Origin of the sequence: Saccharopolyspora mangrovi (assembly GCF_035320975.1) — a bacterium.
GTDB lineage: Bacteria > Actinomycetota > Actinomycetes > Mycobacteriales > Pseudonocardiaceae > Saccharopolyspora > Saccharopolyspora mangrovi.
Map to the genome: position 1 here is coordinate 367,042 of NZ_JAWLNX010000003.1, position 22,322 is coordinate 389,363.

Annotated in this window: 15 protein-coding genes; 7 read left to right on the forward strand and 8 right to left on the reverse strand. The window is 71.2% G+C overall.

The window, feature by feature from the left end; genetic code table 11:
* Window positions 1-98 precede the first annotated feature (98 nt).
* Window positions 99-1,268, forward strand: a complete 1,170-nt coding sequence (lgt, locus tag R4I43_RS06640; protein WP_324264619.1) for a prolipoprotein diacylglyceryl transferase — start codon at window positions 99-101, stop codon at window positions 1,266-1,268.
* A gap of 119 nt (window positions 1,269-1,387) precedes the next feature.
* Here lgt and R4I43_RS06645 read toward each other — a convergent pair whose 3' ends face one another.
* The gene (locus R4I43_RS06645) at window positions 1,388-2,143 is read right to left on the reverse strand and encodes an IclR family transcriptional regulator (protein WP_324264620.1); all 756 of its coding nucleotides are present in this window, start codon (window positions 2,141-2,143) and stop codon (window positions 1,388-1,390) included.
* A 79-nt stretch (window positions 2,144-2,222) separates the two neighbouring features.
* Here R4I43_RS06645 and R4I43_RS06650 point away from each other — a divergent pair, with 79 nt between their 5' ends.
* Window positions 2,223-3,725 carry an asparagine synthase-related protein gene (locus R4I43_RS06650; RefSeq protein ID WP_324264621.1) on the forward strand — a complete coding sequence of 501 codons (1,503 nt, stop codon included), beginning with the start codon at window positions 2,223-2,225 and terminating at the stop codon, window positions 3,723-3,725.
* A gap of 9 nt (window positions 3,726-3,734) precedes the next feature.
* On the opposite strand, the gene R4I43_RS06655 is transcribed toward R4I43_RS06650, so the two are convergent.
* From R4I43_RS06655 to R4I43_RS06665, 3 genes are read right to left on the reverse strand one after another with little or no spacing between them, the layout of a single operon-like run.
* The gene (locus tag R4I43_RS06655) at window positions 3,735-4,505 is read right to left on the reverse strand and encodes an ABC transporter ATP-binding protein (RefSeq protein WP_324264622.1); all 771 of its coding nucleotides are present in this window, start codon (window positions 4,503-4,505) and stop codon (window positions 3,735-3,737) included.
* On the reverse strand, window positions 4,502-5,515 hold the full coding sequence (locus R4I43_RS06660; protein ID WP_324264623.1) for a FecCD family ABC transporter permease: 1,014 nt from the start codon (window positions 5,513-5,515) through the stop codon (window positions 4,502-4,504). Before R4I43_RS06660 ends, R4I43_RS06655 begins: the two co-directional genes overlap by 4 nt.
* Complete coding sequence (locus tag R4I43_RS06665) at window positions 5,512-6,453, reverse strand: ABC transporter substrate-binding protein (protein ID WP_324264624.1); 942 nt, start codon at window positions 6,451-6,453, stop codon at window positions 5,512-5,514. The genes R4I43_RS06660 and R4I43_RS06665 overlap by 4 nt, the downstream gene beginning before the upstream one ends.
* 161 nt (window positions 6,454-6,614) lie before the next feature.
* On the opposite strand from R4I43_RS06665, the gene R4I43_RS06670 reads away from it, so the two are divergent.
* The 4 genes from R4I43_RS06670 to R4I43_RS06685 all read left to right on the forward strand — a co-directional run bounded on the left by R4I43_RS06670 (window position 6,615) and on the right by R4I43_RS06685 (window position 13,753).
* Window positions 6,615-6,746, forward strand: a complete 132-nt coding sequence (locus tag R4I43_RS06670) for a hypothetical protein (RefSeq protein ID WP_324264625.1) — start codon at window positions 6,615-6,617, stop codon at window positions 6,744-6,746.
* Window positions 6,747-7,016: 270 nt separating this feature from the next.
* On the forward strand, window positions 7,017-11,567 hold the full coding sequence (gene gltB, locus R4I43_RS06675; protein WP_324264626.1) for a glutamate synthase large subunit: 4,551 nt from the start codon (window positions 7,017-7,019) through the stop codon (window positions 11,565-11,567).
* Window positions 11,560-13,062 carry a glutamate synthase subunit beta gene (locus R4I43_RS06680; protein ID WP_324264627.1) on the forward strand — a complete coding sequence of 501 codons (1,503 nt, stop codon included), beginning with the start codon at window positions 11,560-11,562 and terminating at the stop codon, window positions 13,060-13,062. Before gltB ends, R4I43_RS06680 begins: the two co-directional genes overlap by 8 nt.
* Before the next feature lie 190 nt (window positions 13,063-13,252).
* Entirely contained in the window at window positions 13,253-13,753 is a 501-nt protein-coding gene (locus R4I43_RS06685) for a hypothetical protein (protein WP_324264628.1), read from the forward strand.
* Window positions 13,754-13,756: 3 nt separating this feature from the next.
* On the opposite strand, the gene R4I43_RS06690 is transcribed toward R4I43_RS06685, so the two are convergent.
* Both R4I43_RS06690 and R4I43_RS06695 read right to left on the reverse strand, forming a co-directional pair.
* Window positions 13,757-16,051, reverse strand: a complete 2,295-nt coding sequence (locus R4I43_RS06690; RefSeq protein WP_324264629.1) for a HelD family protein — start codon at window positions 16,049-16,051, stop codon at window positions 13,757-13,759.
* Between the two features lie 241 nt (window positions 16,052-16,292).
* The gene (locus tag R4I43_RS06695; protein ID WP_324264630.1) at window positions 16,293-17,684 is read right to left on the reverse strand and encodes a GntT/GntP/DsdX family permease; all 1,392 of its coding nucleotides are present in this window, start codon (window positions 17,682-17,684) and stop codon (window positions 16,293-16,295) included.
* 170 nt (window positions 17,685-17,854) lie between these two features.
* Here R4I43_RS06695 and R4I43_RS06700 point away from each other — a divergent pair, with 170 nt between their 5' ends.
* Window positions 17,855-18,547: a FadR/GntR family transcriptional regulator gene (locus R4I43_RS06700; RefSeq protein WP_324264631.1), complete on the forward strand. Its 693-nt coding sequence runs from the start codon at window positions 17,855-17,857 to the stop codon at window positions 18,545-18,547.
* An 89-nt stretch (window positions 18,548-18,636) separates the two neighbouring features.
* On the opposite strand, the gene R4I43_RS06705 is transcribed toward R4I43_RS06700, so the two are convergent.
* Both R4I43_RS06705 and R4I43_RS06710 read right to left on the reverse strand, forming a co-directional pair.
* On the reverse strand, window positions 18,637-19,461 hold the full coding sequence (locus tag R4I43_RS06705) for a transglycosylase SLT domain-containing protein (protein WP_324264632.1): 825 nt from the start codon (window positions 19,459-19,461) through the stop codon (window positions 18,637-18,639).
* Between the two features lie 129 nt (window positions 19,462-19,590).
* Window positions 19,591-21,954 carry a LuxR C-terminal-related transcriptional regulator gene (locus R4I43_RS06710; RefSeq protein ID WP_324264633.1) on the reverse strand — a complete coding sequence of 788 codons (2,364 nt, stop codon included), beginning with the start codon at window positions 21,952-21,954 and terminating at the stop codon, window positions 19,591-19,593.
* Window positions 21,955-22,322 lie beyond the last annotated feature (368 nt).

Here is a 22,322-nt window from a genome sequence, read left to right on the forward strand (position 1 = left end):
GAAACGTTCTTCGCGAACTGGTCGCGGGTTCGTTGCCCTGCCGTGATGCTGCACGGGGGGTGCTCACGAGCGGTGGGGCGCCCGATACCGTAAGCACCGTGAATGCTGCTTCGGCGAGTCCACTCCTGGCCAACATTCCGAGTCCCCCGCAGGGGGTTTGGTACATCGGACCGATCCCGCTGCGGGCGTATGCGCTGTGCATCATCGCCGGCATCGTGCTGGCGGTGTGGATCAGCAGTCGCCGCTGGATCGCGCGCGGCGGTCGGGAGGGCACCGTCGTCGACGTCGCCGTGTGGGCGGTGCCGTTCGGCCTCATCGGCGGGCGGCTCTACCACGTGGCCACCGACTGGTACAAGTACTTCGGCCCGGACCGCAACCCGCTGGACGCGCTGAAGGTCTGGGAGGGCGGTCTCGGCATCTGGGGCGCGGTCGCGCTCGGTGCCGTGGGCGCCTGGATCGGCTGCCGCCAGCGGGGTGTTCCGCTGCCCGCGTTCGCCGACACCGTCGCGCCGGGCCTGGTGCTCGCGCAGGCCGTCGGCCGGCTCGGCAACTGGTTCAACCAGGAACTCTACGGCGGTCCCACGACCGTGCCGTGGGGTCTGGAGATCTACCGCCGCATCGACCCGGACACCGGGCTGGCGGACCCGATCGCCGGTGTGGCGGTCGATCCGACGCCGATCACCGTGGTGCACCCGACGTTCCTGTACGAGCTGGTCTGGAACGTGGGCGTGTTCCTGCTCGTGCTCTGGGCGGACCGCAAGTTCCGGATGGGCCACGGCCGGGTGTTCGCGCTCTACGTCGCCGGCTACACCGCCGGTCGCGTGTGGATCGAGATGATGCGCAGCGACGAGGCCACCCACATCCTGGGCATCCGCATCAACGTCTTCACCTCGCTGCTGGTCTTCGCGGGCGCGGTCATCTACCTGCTGGTGGTCCGGGGCAAGCGCGAGGATCCGGCCCTGCTCGCGGGCAAGCCCTACCCGGAGGACCTCCCGTCCACGGCGGAGCCGAAGTCCGACGACGCCGAGACCGAGCCCTCGGAGTCCGACGACACGGAGACCGAACGCTCGGAGTCCGACGATTCCGAGTCGAAGGACACCGACGACGAGCCCCCGCGCAAGTCGGAGGACTCGGACACCGAGTCATCGGACGACGAGGACCAAGAACGGGAACACACCGAGGCGAACGAGGACGAAGCCGACTCCGCGGAGTCCGATAAGGACGCCAAGGACGCCAAGGACGCCAAGGACGCCAAGTCCCAGTCCTGACACCCGCCCCGAACACCGAGCCGAGGCCGCGACTCCCACCGGAGCCGCGGCCTCGTCTCTTTCCCACCCCGGACTTCAGTGGAAGTCGTGTCTCCGATTTCAGCGGAACTTGCGGTGGCTCAGGGGGAGCCGAGGGTGTGGGAGAGGCGGTCTGCGGCGTCGATGACGGCTGAGGCCACGGGGGCCAGCTCGCCCGGTGCGAGCCGGAAGACCGGGCCGGAGACGTTGAGCGCGGCGACCGTGGCGCCGGTGAAGTCGCGGACCGGGGCGGCGACGGCCACCAGTCCGGGTTCTGCTTCTTCGGCGGCGATGCTGCGGCCGGCTTCCCGCTCGGTGCGCAGTCGATCGCGCACCTCGTCGGCCGTGCGCGGGGCCCGTTCGGTTCCGGGCATCGGGTCGGGCTGGGCCGCCAGCAGTGCCTCGACCTCGTCGGCGGGACGCCCGATCAGCAGGGCGCGGCCGCTGGAGGTGCAGTTGAGCGGGGAGAGGCGGCCGATCCACTCGTGCGCCTGCAGTGTTCGGCCGGGGCGTTCGGCCAGCACCGTCACGGCCGCGCTGCCGCTGAGCACGGTCAGGTAAGCGGCCTCGCCGAGCGAGCGCACCAGCGCGCGCAGCACCGGCGCCGCCTGCTGCAGCAGGCGGCTGTCGCTGGCGGCTCCGGCCAGCGCGAACAGCTGCCAGCCCAACCGGTACTCCAGGTTGTCGGGATCGCGCTCCACGAAGCCGCTCTCGGCCAGCGCCTTCAGCGTGCGCGAGACCTGGGTCTTCTCCTTGCCCAGCGCTGCGGCGACGGACTGCACCCGCAGCGGTCCGGAGCCCAGGGCGCGCAGCACGTCGAGCGCGCGCTGAACGCTGCTCAAGTTCTCGGTGGTCACCGGACCAGCCTGACATCCCGCGTGCGCATGGAGCAACTCTCGTTGCCGGTCGCGCCCGGTCTGTCTACGGTCGCAGTCCATGTGTGGAATTGCCGCCCTTCACCACCCGCAGACCCGCCCCGACCCGTCCACGGGCGCGCGGATGCTCGCCGAGCTCGCGCACCGGGGACCGGACGACAGCGACCACCGCGCGGTCGGTTCGCACGCGTGGCTCGGGCACACCCGGCTGTCCATCGTCGACCTCGACGGCGGGCGGCAACCGCTCACCGGACCGGACGGGTGGGCGCTGGTCTGCAACGGGGAGATCTACAACCACGCCGAGCTGCGCGCGGACCTCGGCGAGGAGGAATTCCGGACCTCCTCGGACAGCGAGTCCGCGCTGGTGCTGCTGCGCCGCCGCGGCCCCGCCGCGCTGGATCTCCTGCGCGGCATGTGGGCGCTGTGCGCGGCCGCGCCCGACGGCCGGTTCATCGCCGCCCGGGACCGGTTCGGCATCAAGCCGCTGTACTGGGCCGAGGCGGACGGCGTCCGGTACTTCGGCTCCGAGCTGCGGGCGTTCCCGGCCGAGGTGCGACCGGCCGTGGAGACCTTCCCGCCCGGCTGCTGCTGGACCCCGGAGGCCGGCCTGGTCCGGTTCGCCGACCCGGTGCCGGATCCGGCGGGGCTGCCCAGCTGGGAAGGGATGGCGCCGGAGATCGCCGAGAAGTCGACCAGGGAGGTGCTGGTCGACTCCGTGCGGCGGCACCTGATGGCCGACGTCGAGGTCGGGGTGTTCCTCTCCGGTGGTCTGGACTCCAGCATCGTGGCCGCGATCGCCGCTGCGGAGTGCGCCGAGGCGGGGACCAGGCTGAAGACCTTCGCGGTCGGCACCGCGGATTCGCCGGACCTGCTCGCCGCGCGCGCCGCGGCCGAGCACCTCGGCACCGAGCACCACGAGGCGGTCTTCGACGCCGGACGGGCGGTGGCCGCGATCGACGACGTGGTCGCCTCGGTGGAGTCCTTCGACGCGTGCCTGATGCGCAGCGCGGTGCCCAACTGGTTCCTCGCCGAGCTCGCCGCCCAGCACGTCAAGGCGGTGCTGACCGGGGAGGGAGCGGACGAGCTGTTCGCCGGCTATCGCTACTACCACCACGAGCACGCCGCGGATCTGCAGGACGAGCTCGCTCGCACCATCGGTGCGCTGCACGGGCTCAACCTCCAGCGCTGCGATCGGGTCACCATGTCGTACGGCTTGGAGGCCCGCGTCCCGTTCCTCGACACCGAGGTGGTCGCGCACGCGATGTCGTTGCCGGAGGAGGTCAAGGCGCTCGAGGACGGGGTCGAGAAGGCCCACCTGCGCCGGGCTTTCACCGGTTGGCTGCCCGATGACCTGCTCTGGCGGCGCAAGGCGCAGTTCGGCACCGGCAGCGGAGCGCAGGACCTGCTCACCCCCTACTGGCGGTCGCGGGTCAGCTCGGCAGAACTCGCCGCCACCGACGCACCCGTGCGGACCGAGGAGGAACTGGCCTACTACCGGGTCTTCCGCCGCCACCTGCCGGGGATCCGGCCGGAAGCGGTGCTGACCCGCTTCGCCACCGCGTAGCCGCCGGGTTCAGCGGATCGGGGCGATGACGGGGGAGCCGTCGGGCGCGCGCAGGACCGTCACCCGGGCCGTGTAGCGCTCGGCGAGCGCCGCCGGGGTGAGCACCTCGCCGGGGGTGCCCTCGGCGGCGACCTCGCCGTCGTCGAGCAGCAGCACGCGTTCCGCGTACTGGGCGGCCAGCGTCAGGTCGTGCAGCGTGCTGACCACCGTCGTGCCCAGTTCGCCGCGCAGCTCGTCGACCAGGTCCAGCAGCGCCTGCGCGTGGCCGATGTCGAGGCCGGTGGTGGGCTCGTCGAGCAGGAGCACGCTCGCTCGCTGGGCCAGCGCGCGGGCCAGCACCGCTCGTTGCCGTTCGCCGCCGGAGAGGGTGTGCAGCTGGCGTCCCGCGAGGCCGGTGAGGTCGAGGCGGGTGAGCAGGTCGTCGACGACGTCGAGGTCGCTGCGGCCTTCCCAGCCGAGCGGGCCGAGGTGGGGTGTGCGGCCGAGCAGGACGTAGTCGGTGACCGTCAGCCCCATCGGCAGCTGCGGGATCTGCGGGGCGTAGGCGACGGTGCGGGCGCGTTCGCGGCGCGGCAGCGACGCCAGCGGGCGGTCGTCGACCAGCACTTGCCCGGAGTGCCCGAGCAGTCCGGCGATGGCCTTGAGCAGCGTGGACTTGCCCGCGCCGTTGGGGCCGATGATGCCCAGCCAGCCGCCGGTGTCCACAGTGGCCGAAACTCCGGAAACCACCGCGCGGCGCCGGTACCCGGCCGCCAGGTCGCGGACCTCCAGCCGGCTCATGCCCGCCTCCGGTGCAGCAGGACGGCGAAGAACGGCGCGCCGGTGAACGCGGTGATCACGCCGATCGGGATCTCCGCCGGTGCCAGCAGGGTGCGCGCCAGCAGGTCGGCCAGCACCAGGAACACGCCGCCGAACAGCAGCGACATCGGCACGATGACCCGGAACCCGCCGCCCAGCGCCAGCCGCACCAGGTGCGGCACCACCAGGCCGACGAACCCGATCAGCCCGGCCACCGAGACCGCTGCCGCGGTGGCCAGCGAGGCGGCGAGCAGCACCAGCAGCCGCACCCGCCCCGGGTGGACGCCGAGCGAGGCGGCCTCCTCGTCACCGGTGCCCAGCAGGTCCAGCAGCCGCGCGCACAGGCACAGCACCGCGGCCGAGATCACCAGGTGCGGCAGCACGACGAGCACCTCGCGCCAGCCGGTGGTGCTCAGCCGTCCCAGGATCCACAGGTAGACCTGCTGCAGCGACTCCACCCGCAGCTGCTGCAGGAACGTCTGCCCGGCCGTCAGGAACGCGCCCACGGCCACTCCGGCCAGCACCAGCGTCGCGGTGTCGCGGCCCGCGGAGCGGCCGACGAGCCAGGTCAGGCCGACGCCGCCGAGCGCCCCGGCGAAGGCCGCCACTTGCACCGGGATCGACAGTCCCGCCTGCGGTGCTGCGGTGATCACCGCGGTCACCGCCAGGCCCGCGCCCGCGGCGGAGCCCAGCAGGTAGGGGTCGGCGAGCGGGTTGCGGAACACGCCCTGGAACGCCGCGCCGGAGACCGCCAGCGCCGCACCGACCAGCACGCCGAGCGCGGTCCGAGGAACCCGCAGGTCCCACAGGATCGCCGCTTCCCGCTCGGACAGCGGCGAGACGCCGCCGGTCAGCTGCGCGACGATCTCGGCCAGCACCCGCTGCCACCCGAGCTCGGCAGCACCCAGCAGCACCGACAGCAACACGCTGCCCACCAGCACCAACACGCCGACGGCGAGGTGCCGCGGGCGGAGGCGGGTCGGCGCGATCAACCCTGCTGGGCCTTGCCCACCGCGTCGCTGATGGCCCGCACCAGGTCCACCACGCGCGGGCCCCAGCGGCCGGCGAGGTCGTCGTCGAGCTCGACGACGTGGTTGCGCTTCACGGCGTCGATGGTGTTCCAGCCCGGCCGCGCGGCGATCGCGGCGGCGTTGACTCCGCAGCACTTGGTGTCGGCGGCGAAGATCAGGTTCGGGTTGGCCTGCACGACGTGCTCCTGTGAGAGCTGCGGGAACGGTCCACCGGCCGGGGCGGCGATGTTGACCATCCCGAACAGCGAGTAGACGTTGCCGACGAAGCTCTGCGCGGTCGCCGTGTACAGGTCGGGGCTGACCTCGTGGAAGTAGGTCATCGGCTGCGGCGGCTTGGGGGTCTTGGCCACGATGTCGGCGATGTCGGTGCGCATCTTCTGCACCATCGCGCCCGCCTGGTTGCCGTGCCCGGTGGCCTGCCCGATCACCTGGATCTGCTGGTAGGCGTCCTCCAGGCTGGCGGCCGAGGGGGTCAGCAGCACCGGCACGTCCACGACCTTGAGGCCCTCCGCGAGCTGCGTGGCGTTGTCCGGGGCGATGACCAGGTCCGGGTTCTTGCTCGCCACGGCCGCGGCGTCGGCGGTGAATCCGGACAGCTCGGTGCGCGGCGCGTTCGGCGGGTACGTCGAGTGCTGGTCGACGGCGACGACCTGGTCGCCGGCTCCGAGCGCGAAGAGCGTCTCGGTGGCCGAGGGCGACAGCGACACGATCCGCTTGGGCTGCTGCAGCAGCGTCACCGGCTGCCCGCCGGGCAGCGAGACCTTCGCGGGGAAGGCCGAGGCGGGGTCGTCGGGCACCACGGGCACCGGCGAGGGCTGTCGGGTCGCGCACGCCGTGACCATCGTGAACAGGGCGAACGCGGCCATCATCAGGGCGGCGAGACGGCGGAACCCGGTCATGTCTTCCCTCGGGTCGGAGCTGGCGAACGAGCACCCACCGTAGTGGGTGCTCTGAGCTGGAAAGATATCAGCAAAGATCGTCCCCGGCCGCTCCCGGAGGGCGGGTCGGCACGCTAGTGGTACCCAGGTGGCGACACAACGAGTAGATTTGATGACGGACCGTGTCCATCGACGCGCGGTTCGCCTGCGGGAGCCGCGGGCCGGCCGGTTCGGGGCCGTGTGATGTGTTCAGCCACCACACCGGCCGCGACGCGATGGCTCCTGCCGGGGTCACCGTCGTCGTGGTGCGCTGAGCAGCCGAATCGTGGGTGCGTAGCCAGCGACAGGCGTTACAACAAGATGGTCAGCATCACTTTCAGGTTGCTGCTTCTGGGTATCCTGGCTGTTAAAGTCTGCTAAACGCTCCGGTTACAGCGAGCGGGCGAACGCGCCCGAATTCTTCTACGGCAGAACCGGATCTTTCAGCTGCGGGCCAGTGCCGTCCCGTGCCCAGAAGTCGAAGAAGTCAGGTCACGGCCGACCGCCGACTTCCAAGCACGAGTATGACGAGGGAGGTCTGCGCAGTGGTCTTCTCTGCGATCCCAGCGGCCCAGGGCCTGTACGACCCGGCCGCGGAGCAGGATTCCTGCGGCGTGGCGATGGTCGCCGACATCCGTGGTCGGCGTTCGCACGGAATCGTCGCGGATGCTCTGACCGCCCTGGCGAACCTGGAGCACCGCGGTGCCGCCGGCGCCGAGCCGACCAGCGGCGACGGCGCGGGCATCCTGCTGCAGCTGCCCGACGAGCTGCTGCGCGCCACCGCCGGCGTGACCCTGCCGGAACCGGCCGAGAACGGTGAGAGCCGCTACGCCGCCGGCATGGGCTTCCTGCCCGCGGACGCCGAGCAGCGCGAGCAGGTCGTGGCGCTGGTCGCGCGGATCGCTGCCGAGGAGAACCTGACGGTCCTGGGCTGGCGCGACGTGCCCACCACGCCCGACGACGCCGAGGTGGGCACCACGGCGCGCGGCTGCATGCCGCACTTCTCGACCCTGATGGTCGCGGGCAACGGCGGCGAGTCCGGCCTGGAGTTGGACCGGCTGGCGTTCTGCCTGCGCAAGCGCGCCGAGCGCGAGGCCGCGCAGCAGGGGATCGAGCTGTACTTCCCGTCGCTGTCGGCCCGCACGTTCGTCTACAAGGGCATGCTCACCACCGCGCAGCTGCCCGCGTTCTTCCCGGACCTCAGCGACGAGCGGCTGGCCAGCGCCATCGCGCTGGTGCACAGCCGGTTCTCGACCAACACCTTCCCGTCGTGGCCGCTGGCGCACCCGTTCCGCTACGTCGCGCACAACGGCGAGATCAACACGATCCGCGGCAACCGCAACCGGATGCGGGCGCGCGAGGCGCTGCTGGCCTCCGACCTCATCCCGGGCGAGCTGTCCCGGGTGTACCCGATCTGCGCCGACGACGCCTCCGACTCGGCGTCGTTCGACGAGGTGCTGGAGCTGCTGCACCTGGGCGGCCGGTCGCTGCCGCACGCGGTGCTGATGATGATCCCGGAGGCGTGGGAGAACCACGCCGAGATGGACCCCAAGCGCAAGGCGTTCTACCAGTTCCACGCGAGCCTCATGGAGCCGTGGGACGGACCGGCGTGCGTCACCTTCACCGACGGCACCCTGGTCGGCGCGGTGCTGGACCGCAACGGCCTGCGCCCGGCCCGCTGGTGGCAGACCTCCGACGGCCGCGTCGTGCTGGCCAGCGAGGCCGGCGTCCTGGGCGTCGAGCCCTCCGAGGTGGTGGCCAAGGGCCGCTTGCAGCCGGGCCGGATGTTCCTCATCGACACCGAGCGCGGCCAGATCGTCGACGACGAGGAGTTCAAGTCCGAGCTGGCCTCCGAGCACGCCTACGGCGAGTGGCTGCACGCCGGTCTGCTCAACCTCGACGAGCTCGCCGACCGCGAGCACGTGGTGAGCACGCACGAGTCGGTGGTGCGCCGCCAGCTGTCGTTCGGCTACACCGAGGAGGAGCTGGCGCTGCTGCTCGCGCCGATGGCCACCAGCGGTGGCGAGCCGCTGGGATCGATGGGTTCCGACACCCCGCCCGCGCCGCTGTCGCAGCGCTCGCGGATGCTCTACGACTACTTCGTGCAGCAGTTCGCGCAGGTCACGAACCCGCCGCTGGACGCGATCCGCGAGGAGATCGTCACCTCGGTGTCCCGGATCATGGGGCCGGAGCAGAACCTGCTGACGCCGTCGGCGGCGTCGTGCAGGCACATCGTGCTGCCCAACCCGGTGATCGACAACGACGAGCTGGCCAAGCTCATCCACATCAACGACGACGGCGACCTGCCGGGGTTCTCCTCCGCGGTGATCTCCGGTCTGTACGAAGTGGACGGTGGTGGTCAGGCGCTGGCCGACGCCATCGAGCGGGTCCGCCGCGAGGCCTCGGAGGCCATCGCCTCGGGCGCCCGGGTCCTGGTGCTCTCCGACCGCGACTCCGACCACAAGAGGGCGCCGATCCCGTCGCTGCTGCTGGTGTCGGCCGTGCACCAGTACCTGATCCAGACCAAGGAGCGGCTGCGCGTCGCCCTGGTCGTGGAGTCCGGTGACGCCCGCGAGGTGCACCACGTCGCCGCCCTGCTGGGCTACGGCGCCGCGGCGGTCAACCCGTACCTGGCGTTCGAGGCCATCGAGGACATGATCTCGACCGGCCAGATCTCCGGCGTGCGGCCCAAGATCGCCATCCGCAACTACGTGCAGGCGCTGGTCAAGGGCGTGCTGAAGGTGATGTCCAAGATGGGCATCTCCACCGTCGGCGCCTACACCGCCGCGCAGGTCTTCGAGGCCGTCGGCCTGTCGCAGGAGGTCGTGGAGGACTACTTCCTGGGCACCAACTCCAAGCTCGGCGGCGTCGGCCTCGACGAGCTCGCCGAGGAGGTCGCGCAGCGGCACCGCCGGGCCTACCCGGACAACCCGACCGAGCGCGTGCACCGCAAGCTGGAGGTCGGCGGCGACTACTCCTACCGCCGCGAGGGCGAGCTGCACTTGTTCACCCCGGAGACGGTGTTCCTGCTGCAGCACTCCACCAAGACCGGCCAGTACGGCAAGTTCCGCGAGTACACCGCGGAGTGCGACCGGCTGTCGGCCGAGGGCGGCACGCTGCGCGGGCTGTTCGAGTTCGACAGCGGCCGCGACCCGATCGACATCGACGAGGTCGAGCCGACCTCGGAGATCATGAAGCGGTTCTCCACCGGCGCGATGAGCTACGGCGCGATCTCCGCCGAGGCCCACGAGGTGCTGGCGATCGCGATGAACCGCATCGGCGGCAAGTCCAACTCCGGCGAGGGCGGCGAGGACGTCGACCGGCTCTACGACCCCGAGCGGCGCTCGGCGGTCAAGCAGGTCGCCTCCGGTCGCTTCGGCGTGACCAGCGAATACCTGGTCAACGCCAGCGACATCCAGATCAAGATGGCCCAGGGCGCCAAGCCCGGCGAGGGCGGCCAGCTGCCCGCGCACAAGGTGTACCCGTGGATCGCCAAGACCCGGCACTCCACGCCGGGCGTCGGGCTGATCTCGCCGCCGCCGCACCACGACATCTACTCGATCGAGGACCTGGCGCAGCTGATCCACGACCTGAAGAACGCCAACGAGCAGGCCCGCGTGCACGTCAAGCTGGTCAGCGAAGTGGGCGTCGGCACGGTCGCGGCAGGCGTGTCCAAGGCGCACGCCGACGTCGTGCTGATCTCCGGTCACGACGGCGGCACCGGTGCCGCGCCGCTGACCTCGCTCAAGCACGCCGGCACGCCGTGGGAGGTCGGGCTCGCCGAGACGCAGCAGACGCTGCTGCTCAACGGCCTGCGGGACCGGATCACGGTGCAGTGCGACGGCGGCTTCAAGACCGGCCGCGACGTCGTGGTCGCAGCGCTGCTGGGTGCCGAGGAGTACGGCTTCGCCACCGCTCCGCTGGTGGTCGAGGGCTGCATCATGATGCGCGTCTGCCACCTCGACACCTGCCCGGTGGGCGTGGCCACCCAGAACCCGGAGCTGCGCAAGCGGTTCACCGGCCAGGTCGAGCACGTGGTGAACTTCTTCGAGTTCGTCGCCCAGGAAGTGCGGGAGTACCTGGCGCAGCTGGGGTTCCGGACCCTGGACGAGGCCATCGGCCAGGTCTCGGCGCTCAAGCGCGACAAGGCCGTGCAGCACTGGAAGTCCCGCGGCCTGGACCTGGAGCCGGTGTTCACCGAACCGCGGACCCCGTACTCGCCGGTGCGCCGACGGGTGCGCGAGCAGGACCACGGCCTGGACAAGGCGCTGGACCGCACGCTGATCCAGCTCGCCGAGGCGGCCCTGGAGGACGCGCGCCCGGTGAAGCTGCAGCTGCCGGTGCGCAACGTCAACCGCACCGTCGGCACCCTGCTGGGCGCGGAGGTGTCCCGCCGCTTCGGCGGCGACGGCCTGCCCGACGACACCATCCACGTGGAGCTGGAGGGTTCGGCGGGCCAGTCGCTGGGCGCGTTCCTGCCCAGCGGCGTCACGCTCGACATGATCGGCGACGCCAACGACTACGTCGGCAAGGGCCTCTCCGGTGGGCGCATCGTCGTGCGGCCGCACCCGGACTCGTCGTTCCGCGCCGAGGACCAGGTCATCGCCGGCAACGTGATCGGCTACGGCGCGACCAGCGGTGAGATCTACCTGCGCGGCAAGGTCGGCGAGCGCTTCGCCGTCCGCAACTCCGGTGCGCAGCTGGTCTGCGAGGGGGTGGGCGACCACGCCTTCGAGTACATGACCGGCGGCCGGGCGATCGTGCTCGGCGGCACCGGGCGCAACGTCGGCGCCGGCATGTCCGGCGGGATCGCCTACGTGCTCGACCTGGACCCGGTGCGGGTGAACACCACGATGGTGGACCTCAAGCCGTTGAGCACCAAGGAACTGAAGTGGCTGCACGAGGTCGTGCAGACCCACCACGAGCTGACCGGCTCGGCGGTGGCCGCGTCGCTGCTGGGCGACTGGCCGCGGCGTTCGGCGGCGTTCATCAAGGTGATGCCGCGCGACTTCCAGCGAGTCCTGGACGCCATGCGGATGGCCAAGATCGAGGGCCGCGACGTGAACGAGGCGATCATGGAGGCTTCCCGTGGCTGACCCGAAGGGCTTTCTGAAGTACTCGCGGGCCGATGCCCCCAAGCGCCCCACCGACGAGCGGCTGGGCGACTGGCGCGAGGTCTACGCGGCTCTGTCCACCGAGGACCGGAACGAGCAGGTCTCCACCCAGGCCGCGCGCTGCATGGACTGCGGGATCCCGTTCTGCCACTCGGGATCGGCGGGCTGCCCGCTGGGCAACCTGATCCCGGAGTGGAACAACATGGTCCGCCGCGGCCAGTGGGAGGCCGCCAGCGACCGGCTGCACGCGACCAACAACTTCCCGGAGTTCACCGGCAAGCTGTGCCCGGCGCCGTGCGAGACCGGCTGCGTGCTGGCGATCTCGCCGGATGCCGGGGGAGCGGTGGCGATCAAGCGGGTCGAGGAGACCATCGCCGAGGTGAGCTGGGAGAACGACTACGTCTTCCCGCGCACCTCCGAGGAGCACACCGGCAAGCGCGTGGCCGTGGTCGGTTCCGGACCGGCGGGGCTGGCCGCTGCGCAGCAGCTGACCCGCGCGGGCCACGAGGTGACCGTCTACGAGCGGGACGACCGCATCGGCGGGCTGCTGCGCTACGGCATCCCCGAGTTCAAGATGGAGAAGTCCGTCCTGGACCGGCGCCTGGGGCAGATGCGCGACGAGGGCACGAAGTTCATCACCGGCTGCGAGGTCGGCGTGGACCTGACCGTCGAGGACCTGCGGGCCGGTTACGACGCCGTGGTGCTGGCGGTGGGCGCGCTGCGCGGCCGCGACGACACCACCATCCCGGGTCGCGAGCTGGACGGCGTGCGCATGGCGATGGAGCACCTCGTCCCGGCCAACAAGGAGGTCGAGGGCGACGGCCCGTCGCCGATCTCGGCCGAGGGCAAGCACGTCATCATCCTCGGCGGCGGCGACACCGGGGCCGACTGCTACGGCACCGCGACCCGCCAGGGCGCGCTGTCGGTGACGCAGCTGGACAACTACCCGCAGCCGCCCACCGAGCGCGACGACGACCGCTCGCCGTGGCCGACCTGGCCGTACATCCTGCGCACCTACCCGGCGCACGAGGAGGCGGGCGAGCGGAAGTTCGCGGTGTCCATCGAGTCGTTCGTGGGCGACGAGGACGGCACCGTGCGCGCGGTGCGGCTGCGCCACGTGCAGGTCATCCGCGACGAGAACGGCCGCCGCCAGGTGGTTCCGGTCTCCGACGCGGTCGAGGAGCTGCCCTGCGACCTGGCGCTGCTGGCGATCGGCTTCGAGGGCGTCGAGCACATGCCGCTGCTGGGCGGCCTGGGCATCGAGCTCACCAAGCGCGGCACCATCGGGTCCGGCTCGAACTGGGAGACCACGGCTCCGGGCGTGTTCGTCTGCGGCGACGCCCACCGCGGCGCGTCCCTGGTCGTCTGGGCCATCGCCGAGGGCCGCTCGGTCGCCCACGCGGTGGACAGTCACCTGATGGGCGCCTCGGAGCTCCCGAACCCGGTGCACCCGACCGCGCTGCCCCTGGCGGTCTGAGTTCGAATTTCGCGCGAAATTCGAGTCGGGAGTTCGTGACTCGAATTTCGCGCGTCAACGGGGGGCCCGCCGGGGGCGGGGTGCCCGGCCCCCCGGGTGGCCACCGCCCGCGCGCGGCGGTGTTGATCCCTAGGATCCCTCCCCGGGCCGCAGCGGCCCGATGTTCGTCCACAGTGGACTAGGAGGGGGCTTGGACTTCCGCAGGAGTTCGACCGGCGCGATCGCGGGGGTCATCTTGATCGCGCTCGGCGTATTCGGAACCGTGCTGCTGATCGGTGGGCTGACCGGGGGTTCCGGCGTCCGGATCCACTTCCTCTTCTTCCTCGCGCCGATCGGCGCGCTGGCCGGCGTGGTCATGCTGATCAACAGCCTGCGTCCGCTGAAGATGCGGATCGACGAACGCGGCATCATGATCCACCAGCCGGCCAGGCGGGTGCAGGTCGCGCTGGGCTGGCAGCACGTCGCCGCCGTCTCGGTGACCGAGCTGCGCAAGCCCAAGGACGCGCGGAACACCGCCACCTACCTGGCGGTGTGGACGCACGGCGGCCTCAACCCGGGCGTGCCGCCGGAGTGGGTGTTCCAGAACGACGGCTGGACCGGCTACCGGCTGATCGACGTGGACGACGTCCGCGAATCCTCCGACCAGCTCACCCAGGCGCTGCGCCAGTACGCGGCACCCGTCCTGCGCTGACGCTCACTCGAACGACCGCGCCAGGCTGGGCGGCAGGTCCCCGGAGTGGACGATGCCGAGGCGCTGGGTGGCGCGGGTCAGCGCCACGTAGAGGTCGTTGAGGCCGCGGTCGGACTCCGCGGTCACCGCCTCCGGTTCGACCAGCAGCACCGCGTCGAACTCCAGGCCCTTGGCCTCGTCCACGGTCAGCAGCACCACCGGGGATTCGAGGTCGTCGGGACGGGTGCCGACGACCGCCTCCGGCAGCGATTCGGCCAGTTCCGAGCCGATCTCGGCGAGCAGGTCCGGTGGCAGCAGCACCGCCAGTCGCCCGTCGGCCACCTCCGCCAGCTCCTCCGAAACCACCTGGGGGAGCTCGGCGAGCAGGTCCTCGCGCGGGATCTGCTGCGCCCACGGCAGGTTGCCGGTGGAGCGCACCGAGTTCGGCGGCTCCAGGTCGGTGTCCATCTCGGACAGGACCTCGGCGGCGACGTCCATGATCTCGGCCGGCGTCCGGTAGTTCACCGTCAGCTCCGCCAGCTTCCAGCGGTCCTGCACGTACGGGCTGAGCACGTCGTCCCACGCGCTCGCGCCGCCCAGCGCACCCGTCTGCGCCACGTCGCCCACCAGCGTCATCGACCGGCTCGGGCAGCGGCGCATCAGCACGCGCCACGCCATCTCGGAGAGCTCCTGCGCCTCGTCGACGATGACGTGGCCGAACGTCCACGTCCGGTCCTCGGCGGCCCGCTCGGCCGCGGTCAGGTCGCTGCGGGTGCGGAACCGCTCGGCCAGCAGCTCCGCGTCCAGCACGTCGGAGACCCGCAGCCGCTCCTCGTCGGCGATCTCCTCGTCCTGCTCCATGATGTGCAGCACGCCCTGGGCGTAGGCGAGTTCCTCGCGCTCCTGGCGTTCGCGGTCGGCGCGCTCCTGCGCGTCGTCCTCGCCGAGCAGCTCGGCCAGCTCGTCCAGCAGCGGCACGTCGGCCGGGGTCCACGGCGTGCCCGCCGGGCGCTGCAGGGCGTCGCGCTCGTCGTCGTCGAGGACCTTGGCGGTCGCGGTGGCCAGGCGCTCAGGCGAGCTCAGCAGGTCGTCGAGCAGCTGCTGCGGGGTCATCTCCGGCCACAGCTCGTCGAGCGCGCGGGCCACCTCGGCGTCGCCGCGCAGCTCGACGTTGATCTCGTCGAGGTCGCGCCGGTCCAGCAGCTCCAGGCCCAGCCGCTCGCCGACCTGCAGCGTCAGCGCCCGGAACATCTCGTCCTGGAACACCCTGCGGGCCAGGTTGTGCGGGCGGCGGGTCCGGCGAGCGCGGGTGCGCGCGGCCGTGGCGTCCTTGCGCTTGAGGTGCAGCGGCTCGCGGTCGAACGTGACCTCGACGTGGTCGCGCGGCACCTGCTGCCGGTCTCGGACGGCGGCGGTGAGCACGTCGGTCATGCTCAACCGCCCCTTGATCTCGGCGGTGCGCGCGGATTCGGTCCCGGTGGCGGTGATACCGGGGTACAGACCGCCCACAGTGGACAGCAGCACGCCGGTTTCGCCCAGCGACGGCAGCACCTGGCCGATGTAGCGCAGGAACGTCGGGTTCGGCCCGACGACCAGCACACCGCGCTTGGACAGCTGCTCGCGGAACGTGTACAGCAGGTAGGCGGCCCGGTGCAGCGCGACGGCGGTCTTGCCGGTCCCCGGCCCGCCCTGCACGACCAGCACACCGTTCATGCCCGCGCGGATGATGCGGTCCTGCTCGGCCTGGATCGTGGCGACGATGTCCTGCATCTGCCCGGTGCGCCGGGCGTCCAGCCGCGCCAGCAGCGTCGCCTCACCGGCCAGGCCCAGGTCGCTGCCCTGCTCGGCGGCGTCGAGGTCGAGGATCTCGTCCTCGTAGTCGAGCACCTTGCGCCAGCTGGTCTTGAGGTGCCTGCGCCGCTGGACCCCGTCGCGGGCGGCGGCGGTGGCCAGGTAGAACGGCCGCGCCGCCGGGGCGCGCCAGTCCAGCAGCAGCGGCTCGTACTCGTTGTCCTCGTCGAACAGGCCGATCCGGCCGACGTGGAAGGTCTCGCCGCCGTCGAGGTCCAGGCGACCGAAGCACATCCCGTGCTCCACCGAGCTGAGCTGGGTCAGCTTGTCGGTGTACATGCGGGTGGAGATGTCGCGCTCGGTGCGCGCCTGCGGCGGTCCACCGCTGTCGCGCAGCGTGTCCTTGAGTCGCTGGGTGGTCTCCGCACGGAGGTCGTCGAGCTTGCCGTACAGCACGTTCAGGTAGCGCTGCTCGGCCGCGATCTCCTCGGCGCGGACGTCTTCCCGATCAACTCGGGCCTCGGACAATGAGCCACCTTCAAAACCGGGCGCGGACAAGACAACCGGACCCCCAAGGCCCGACCAGCCAATATACCGCGTCCGGCGGCTGCGGGGCCGCAGTGTGAACGCACCACTGGGAACGCGGAAAACTCCGGCAATCGGTGACCCGATTACCGGAGTTTTCCGCGACCTGACCACGGCGGTGTCTTCGGGTGACCCGGAATACCGCCGTATTCCGTGACCGGATTACCGGAGTAATCCGGGGCACCTAGACGACGGTGGAGATCAGGAGGATGACGGCGAAGGAGACGACGGAGAGGATCGTTTCCATGGCCGACCAGGTCTTGAGGGTCTGGCCGACCGACATGCCGAAGTACTCCTTGACCAGCCAGAATCCGGCGTCGTTGACGTGCGAGAGGAACAGCGAGCCGGAGCCGATGGCCAGCGCGACCAGCGCGCCCTGAGCGGGCGGCAGTCCCATGACCAGCGGGGCGACCATGCCGGCGGCCGAGATCGTGGCCACCGTCGCCGAACCCGTCGCGACGCGGATGCCCACCGCGATCAGCCAGCCCAGCACCAGCGGCGACAGGTGCGCCCCGGAAGCCAGGTCGGTGATCGTGTCGTTCACGCCCGAGTCGACCAGCGTCTGCTTGAAACCGCCGCCGGCGCCGACGATCAGGATGATCCCGGCGATCGCGGGCAGCGAACCGCCGACGACGTCGGACAGCCGGTTGCGGGAGAACCGGGCGCCGCGGCCCAGCACCACGATCGCGATCAGGACGGTCAGCATCATCGCCACGACCGGCGTGCCGATGGTGTCGAGGATCGTGTAGCCGAGCGTGTCCTCGGTCAGCGCCAGGTCGGCGACCGACTTGCACAGCATGAGCACGACCGGCAGCAGCAGCATCGCCACGGCGGCGAAGAAGCTCGGCCGGTGCGGCTGCTCCTCCTGCTCGGGCGACTTGCCCAGCAGGTGGGTCGCCGGCGGCAGCTCGACGCGCTTGGAGATGTAGGAGCCGAACACCGGCCCGGCCACGATCGCGGTCGGGATCGCCACCACGATGCCCAGCGCCAGCGTCAGGCCGAGGTCGACGTGCAGCGCGTCGACGGCGGCCAGCGGGCCGGGGTGAGGCGGGACGAGACCGTGCAGGATCGACAGCCCGGCCAGCGCCGGGATGCCGATCCGCAGCATCGGCTGCTCGGTCCGGGCGGCCACCATGACCACGACCGGGACCAGCAGCACGACGCCGACCTCGAAGAACATCGGCAGGCCCAGCAGGGCGGCGATGAACACCATCGCCCACGGCAGCGTCTTGCTGGTGGTGCGGCGCATGACCGTCTCGACGACCTGGTCGGCGCCACCGCTGTCGGTGAGCAGCTTGCCGAGCATCGCACCGAGCGCGACGAGCAGGCCGACGTCGCCGACGGTCTTGCCGAGGCCCTCGGTGAAGGTGTCCACGAGGTCGCCGAAGGGCATGCCGGCCACCACGCCGAGCGTGGTCGCGCCGAGCGCGAGGGAGAGGAAGGGGTGGAGCTTCGCCCAGCTGATCAGCAGCACGATCACCGCGATGCCTGCGACCGCGGCGCTCAGCAGGCGGGTGTCGTGCGCGGTCCAGGCCGTGGCGGCCTGGACGAGCGGGGCGGAAAGGCTGGAGAGCATTGGTGGGCTCCTCGTTGAGCAGCTGGTGCGCGCCACAGCCTAAGCAATAAGTATGACTTTTTGCTTATCATGACCGATTAAGTATGACTGTTAGGCCCGTCACCTGGTCAGGGCGCCTACTCTCGGGCACTGGTCGAACGCGTTTTTCACCGGCGAAGGAGCGTGTGCGGATGGGCGGCGGGCTGCACGGCAAGGTGCTGGAAGTCCTCGGTCAGGAGATCGCCGCGGGCACCCACGCGCCCGGCAGCGTGCTGCGCATCGAGCAGCTGGAGGAGCGCTTCGGCATCTCCCGCAGCGTCGCCCGCGAGGTCGTCCGCACGCTGGCCTCGATCCGGCTGGTCGTGGGCCGCAAGCGGGTCGGCATCGTGGTGCGCCCGCGCGAGGAGTGGAACAGCTTCGACCCGGTGCTGATCCGCTGGCGGCTGGCCGCCGACCGCTCCGCCGAGCTCAAGACCCTCGCCGAGCTGCGCACCGCCGTCGAACCCGTCGCCGCCGCGGCCGCTGCGGACCGCGCGGAGGACGACCACGTCGCGCGGCTGGTCGCGCTCTCCGAGCGGATGGTGGCCACCTCGCGCGCTGGTGATCTGGACGCGTTCATGGACGCCGACGTCGAGTTCCACCGGCTGATCCTCACCGCCTCCGGCAACGAGATGTTCGCCCAGCTCCACGAGGTCGTCGAGGAGCTGCTGCGCTGGCGCGCCGGTCACGGGCTGATGCCGGTCCACCCGCGCCCGGTCGCGGTCCGCCTGCACTGCGAGATCGCCGAGTGCATCCGCGCGGGCGACAAGGTCCGCGCCGAGTGGGCCATGCGCGAGCTGGTCGCCGAAGCCCTCGAAGGCACCCTCGAAGGCCTGGACTCCTGAACCCGCGCGGTTTCCGCTGAGAGACCCCGGACGTGCGAATCCCCCGCGACCTCGGGGGATCGGTCGCGAGGGATTCGCCGAGGGCGGGATCAGTAGCCCTGGTAGCTGCCACCGGAGCGCAGGCCCGAGACGCCTGGCACGTCGGCGATCGAACCGTAGCGGTCGATCGAGTAGCGGGTGGCGGCGATGATGTTGTCGACGGGGTTGTAGATGTCCTGGTGGCCCGGCAGCGCGAAGGACTCGAAGGTCGGCTGGATGGTCTGCATCAGACCGATCGACGGGGTGCCGGCCGCGGCGTTGGAGTCCCAGTTGTTCGTGGCGCTCGGGTTGCCGTTGGACTCGTGCATGATGATCGTCCGGATGGCTTCCTCGTCGATCTGGTCGCGCGAGATGCCGTTCTGCTCCATGACCTTGATCGCTTCCTTGATCCAGGCGTCGATCTGGTCCTTCGGCTTGTCCTCCTGGACCGGGGCCGCCGCGGGCGCCGGGGCAGGCGCGGGCTGGGCGGCCGGAGCCGGCTCGGCGGCGGGGGCGGGCTGCGCAACGGGGGCGGGCGCGGCCTGCGGCTGAACGGCCGGAGCGGGAGCCGGGGCGGGCACCTGCGGGGCCGGGGCGACGAGCGGGGCCACCTCGGCGGCCTGGTGCACCGGAGCGGACTCGGTCTTGACGTCCTCACCGCCTGCCGCGGCGGTGAACACGCCGAGCACGCCGAACGCGGCAACCGCGGCGCCGACCTGCAGCGACCGCATCTTGGGGGCGACGCGGTGGGCCCGGTCGGCCGTCTCGCCGAGGAAGCTCGCGCGCAAGCGGCGTCCGAAGGGCACCGTCCTCTCCCAACGGTGCCGGCCGGTCTCTCCGTCCTGCGGGGTGTCGGGGGTGTTCTGGTCGGGGTTCTTCGTTTCGTCGGGGGTCACGAGGAACCAGACTCCGGAACGGAGAGTCACACTGCATGGTGGTTTATACGGGGTCGACTACCTAGATTGAGCTATTCGGGTGGTTCGACGCACGGATTTGGCTACCCAACGTGATAGCAGGCAAGAACGTTACCGCGCGGAGGTGTCAGCTCCGTCACCCGTTCGCTGTCCCGCGACCCACCCGGCGATCTGCGCGCGGGACGTGAAGTCGAGCTTGGTCAGGATGTTCTGCACGTGCCCCTCGACCGTGCGCTGCGCGATCACCAGGTTCTCGGCGATGTCCTTGTTCGTGCGTCCCTCCGAGACCAGGTCGGCGATCTGCCGCTCGCGGCGGGTCAGCGGCATCGGGTGCACGTTGTCATCGGACTCCGCACCGGCGGGCCGCCTGGTGTGCCGCTTGAGCTCCAGCGCGTAGTCCACCGCGTGCGTCAGCGACATTTCCCGGCCGTGCTCGTACTGCTCGTCGAAGGCCTCCGGCCCCAGCGCGGTGCGGATCTGCATCAGGTGCTCGTCGTGGTCACCGGCGAACCGCGCCCAGAACCCGGGTGCCGAGCGCACCGCGTCCCACAGCGCCGAGGACGTGCCCAGCAGCCTGGCCGCGCGCTCGAAGCGCTGCTGCCGGTGCGCGATCCACGCCAGGGTGTCCAGGCTGAACGCGATGCCCAGCCGGTTGTCGAGCTTGCGCTGCAACCGCAGCGCCTCCTTGACCGAGTTCTCCGCCCGATCTGCGCGGTCCCGCCGCATCTGCACCTGCGCCGTCGCCCACTGGGCGTAGGAGCGCCAGTACAGCTCGCCGTGCTCGGCGGACAGCTGGATGCACTCCGCGAGCAGCCGCAGCCCGGCGTCGGGGTCGTCGCCGATGCCCTTGATCAGGCCCAGCGCGTGCAGCGACCACAGCTCCCCGGCCAGCTCGCCGCTCCTGCGGAACCGCTCCAGCGCCCCACCGGCCAGCTCGGTGCCGCGCGGCTGGTCGTCCTGGAAGAACGCGACCAGGCCGTGCAGCAGCGCCAGGTAGGCGCGCTCGACCTCGTCGCCGCGCTGGGTGGCCAGCACGGTCGCGCGCTCCAGCGTCGGCAGCGCCCTGCCCAGGTCGCCCTGCAGCAGCGCGAACCAGGCGCTGACCCGCATCGCCTTGACGCGTTCGGGCAGGTCGCGCGAGGTGTTGTCGAGCACTTCGTCCAGCCAGTGCCGCGCCTCGGCGTTCAGGCCGCGGATGCCCCAGTACTGCCAGAGGTCGGTGACCAGCCGCAACGCCATCCCGCCGGTCTCGGATCCCTCGGCGGCGTGCCGCAGCGCGCTGCGCAGGTTGTCCTGCTCGTGGCGCAGCCGCTGCACCCAGCCCGGCTGGTCGGGGCCGATCCACTCGGCGGCGAACCGCGCGCTGAGCTCGGCGAAGAACGCGCAGTGCCGGTGGCGCATCCGGCTCGTCTCGCCGTACTCGCCGAGCTTGTCCAGGCCGTAGTCGCGCAGCGTGTGCGGCAGGCGGTAGCGGACCTCGGCGCCGTCCTCCTCGCGCATCAGCACCGACTTGTCGACCAGCGAGTGCACTGCGGTGAGGATGTCGACGCCCTTGCCGTCACCGGCGACGTGCTCGGCGGCAGTGAGGTCGAAGCTGCCGGAGAACACCGACATCCGCGCCCACGCCCGCCGGTCGCGCTCCTCCAGGAGCTCGTAGCTCCAGTCGATCAGCGCGCGCAGCGTCTGCTGCCGGGGCGGTGCGCCGCGACGGCCCTCGGTGAGCAGGTCGTAGCGCTCGGCGATGCGCTCCTCCAGCTGCTGCAGCGACAGCGACCGCAGCCGCACCGCCGCCAGCTCTATGGCCAGCGGGTTCCCGTCGAGGTGGTGGCACAGCCGCATCAGCGCCTCGGCGTTGTCGGCGGTGACCTCGAACTCCGGGACCGCCGCCTTGGCGCGGTCGACGAACAGCCGGACCGAGGAGAACTGCTCGTAGGCCTCGGCGGGCGGCAGGTGGCCGGGGTCGGGCACCTGCATCGGCGGCACCACGACGTTGGACTCCCCGGCCACGCCCAGCGACTGCCTGCTGGTGGCCAGCACGCGCACGCCGGGGCACCAGCGCATCAGCGCGTCGACCAGCAGCGCGACGTCCTCGATCACGTGCTCGCAGTTGTCCAGGACCAGCAGCATCTCGCGGTTCTTGAGCTGGTCGACGATGGTCTCCAGGCTCGCGGCCGAGGACGGCCCGCCGAGCCCGAGCTGTTCGATGACGGCGTCGAGCACCAGCGCGCCGTCGTCGAGGTTCTCCAGCTCGACGAACCAGGCCTTGTCGCGGAAGGAGCGGCGCATGTTGGCGGCCACGCGCACGGCCAGCCGGGTCTTGCCGACACCGCCGGGGCCGGTGAGGGTGACCACGCGCGACTCGGCGAACAGCCGCTTGGTGAGGGTGATCTCACGACGCCGGCCGACGAAGCTCGTCACGTCGGCCGGCAGGTTGCCCGCGGATTCGCGCACGCGGGCCTTGGCAGTGGAGACCACGATTCGAGCTTAGCTCGCGAATCGGCCGCTGACCTGGGATCTTGGTCCGAGGGGCGGCTGTAGCTCGTTCGCGGGAACTTCGAAGATCAGCCCACTGGCAGTAATCGCGAGGTCCACCCGTCCGGGGGTTTCGCGGCCACCGGAAGCGTCTGCCGAAGGCCTTCCGGATTCGGCTCCGGGTGCCTAAGCTCGGGGATGAATTCAACAAAATGTTTAAACGTGGGGAGCTGGAGTTGAGCGAGCCGTCGTACTTCGCGCCTGCCGGTGGACTGCCGCCGCAGACCGATCTGCTCACCGACCGGGCCGTGGTCACCGAGGCCTACACCGTGATCCCGCGCGGGGTGCTGCGCGACATCGTCACCAGCAAC

Excerpts from the sequence above, each read along its gene's own strand:
- R4I43_RS06650 (WP_324264621.1), top strand. The coding sequence starts at position 2,223 with ATGTGTGGAATTGCCGCCCTTCACCACCCGCAGACCCGCCCCGACCCG.
- R4I43_RS06695 (WP_324264630.1), bottom strand. The coding sequence starts at position 17,684 with ATGCTCTCCAGCCTTTCCGCCCCGCTCGTCCAGGCCGCCACGGCCTGG.
- R4I43_RS06665 (WP_324264624.1), bottom strand. The coding sequence starts at position 6,453 with ATGACCGGGTTCCGCCGTCTCGCCGCCCTGATGATGGCCGCGTTCGCC.
- R4I43_RS06700 (WP_324264631.1), top strand. The coding sequence starts at position 17,855 with ATGGGCGGCGGGCTGCACGGCAAGGTGCTGGAAGTCCTCGGTCAGGAG.
- R4I43_RS06655 (WP_324264622.1), bottom strand. The coding sequence starts at position 4,505 with ATGAGCCGGCTGGAGGTCCGCGACCTGGCGGCCGGGTACCGGCGCCGC.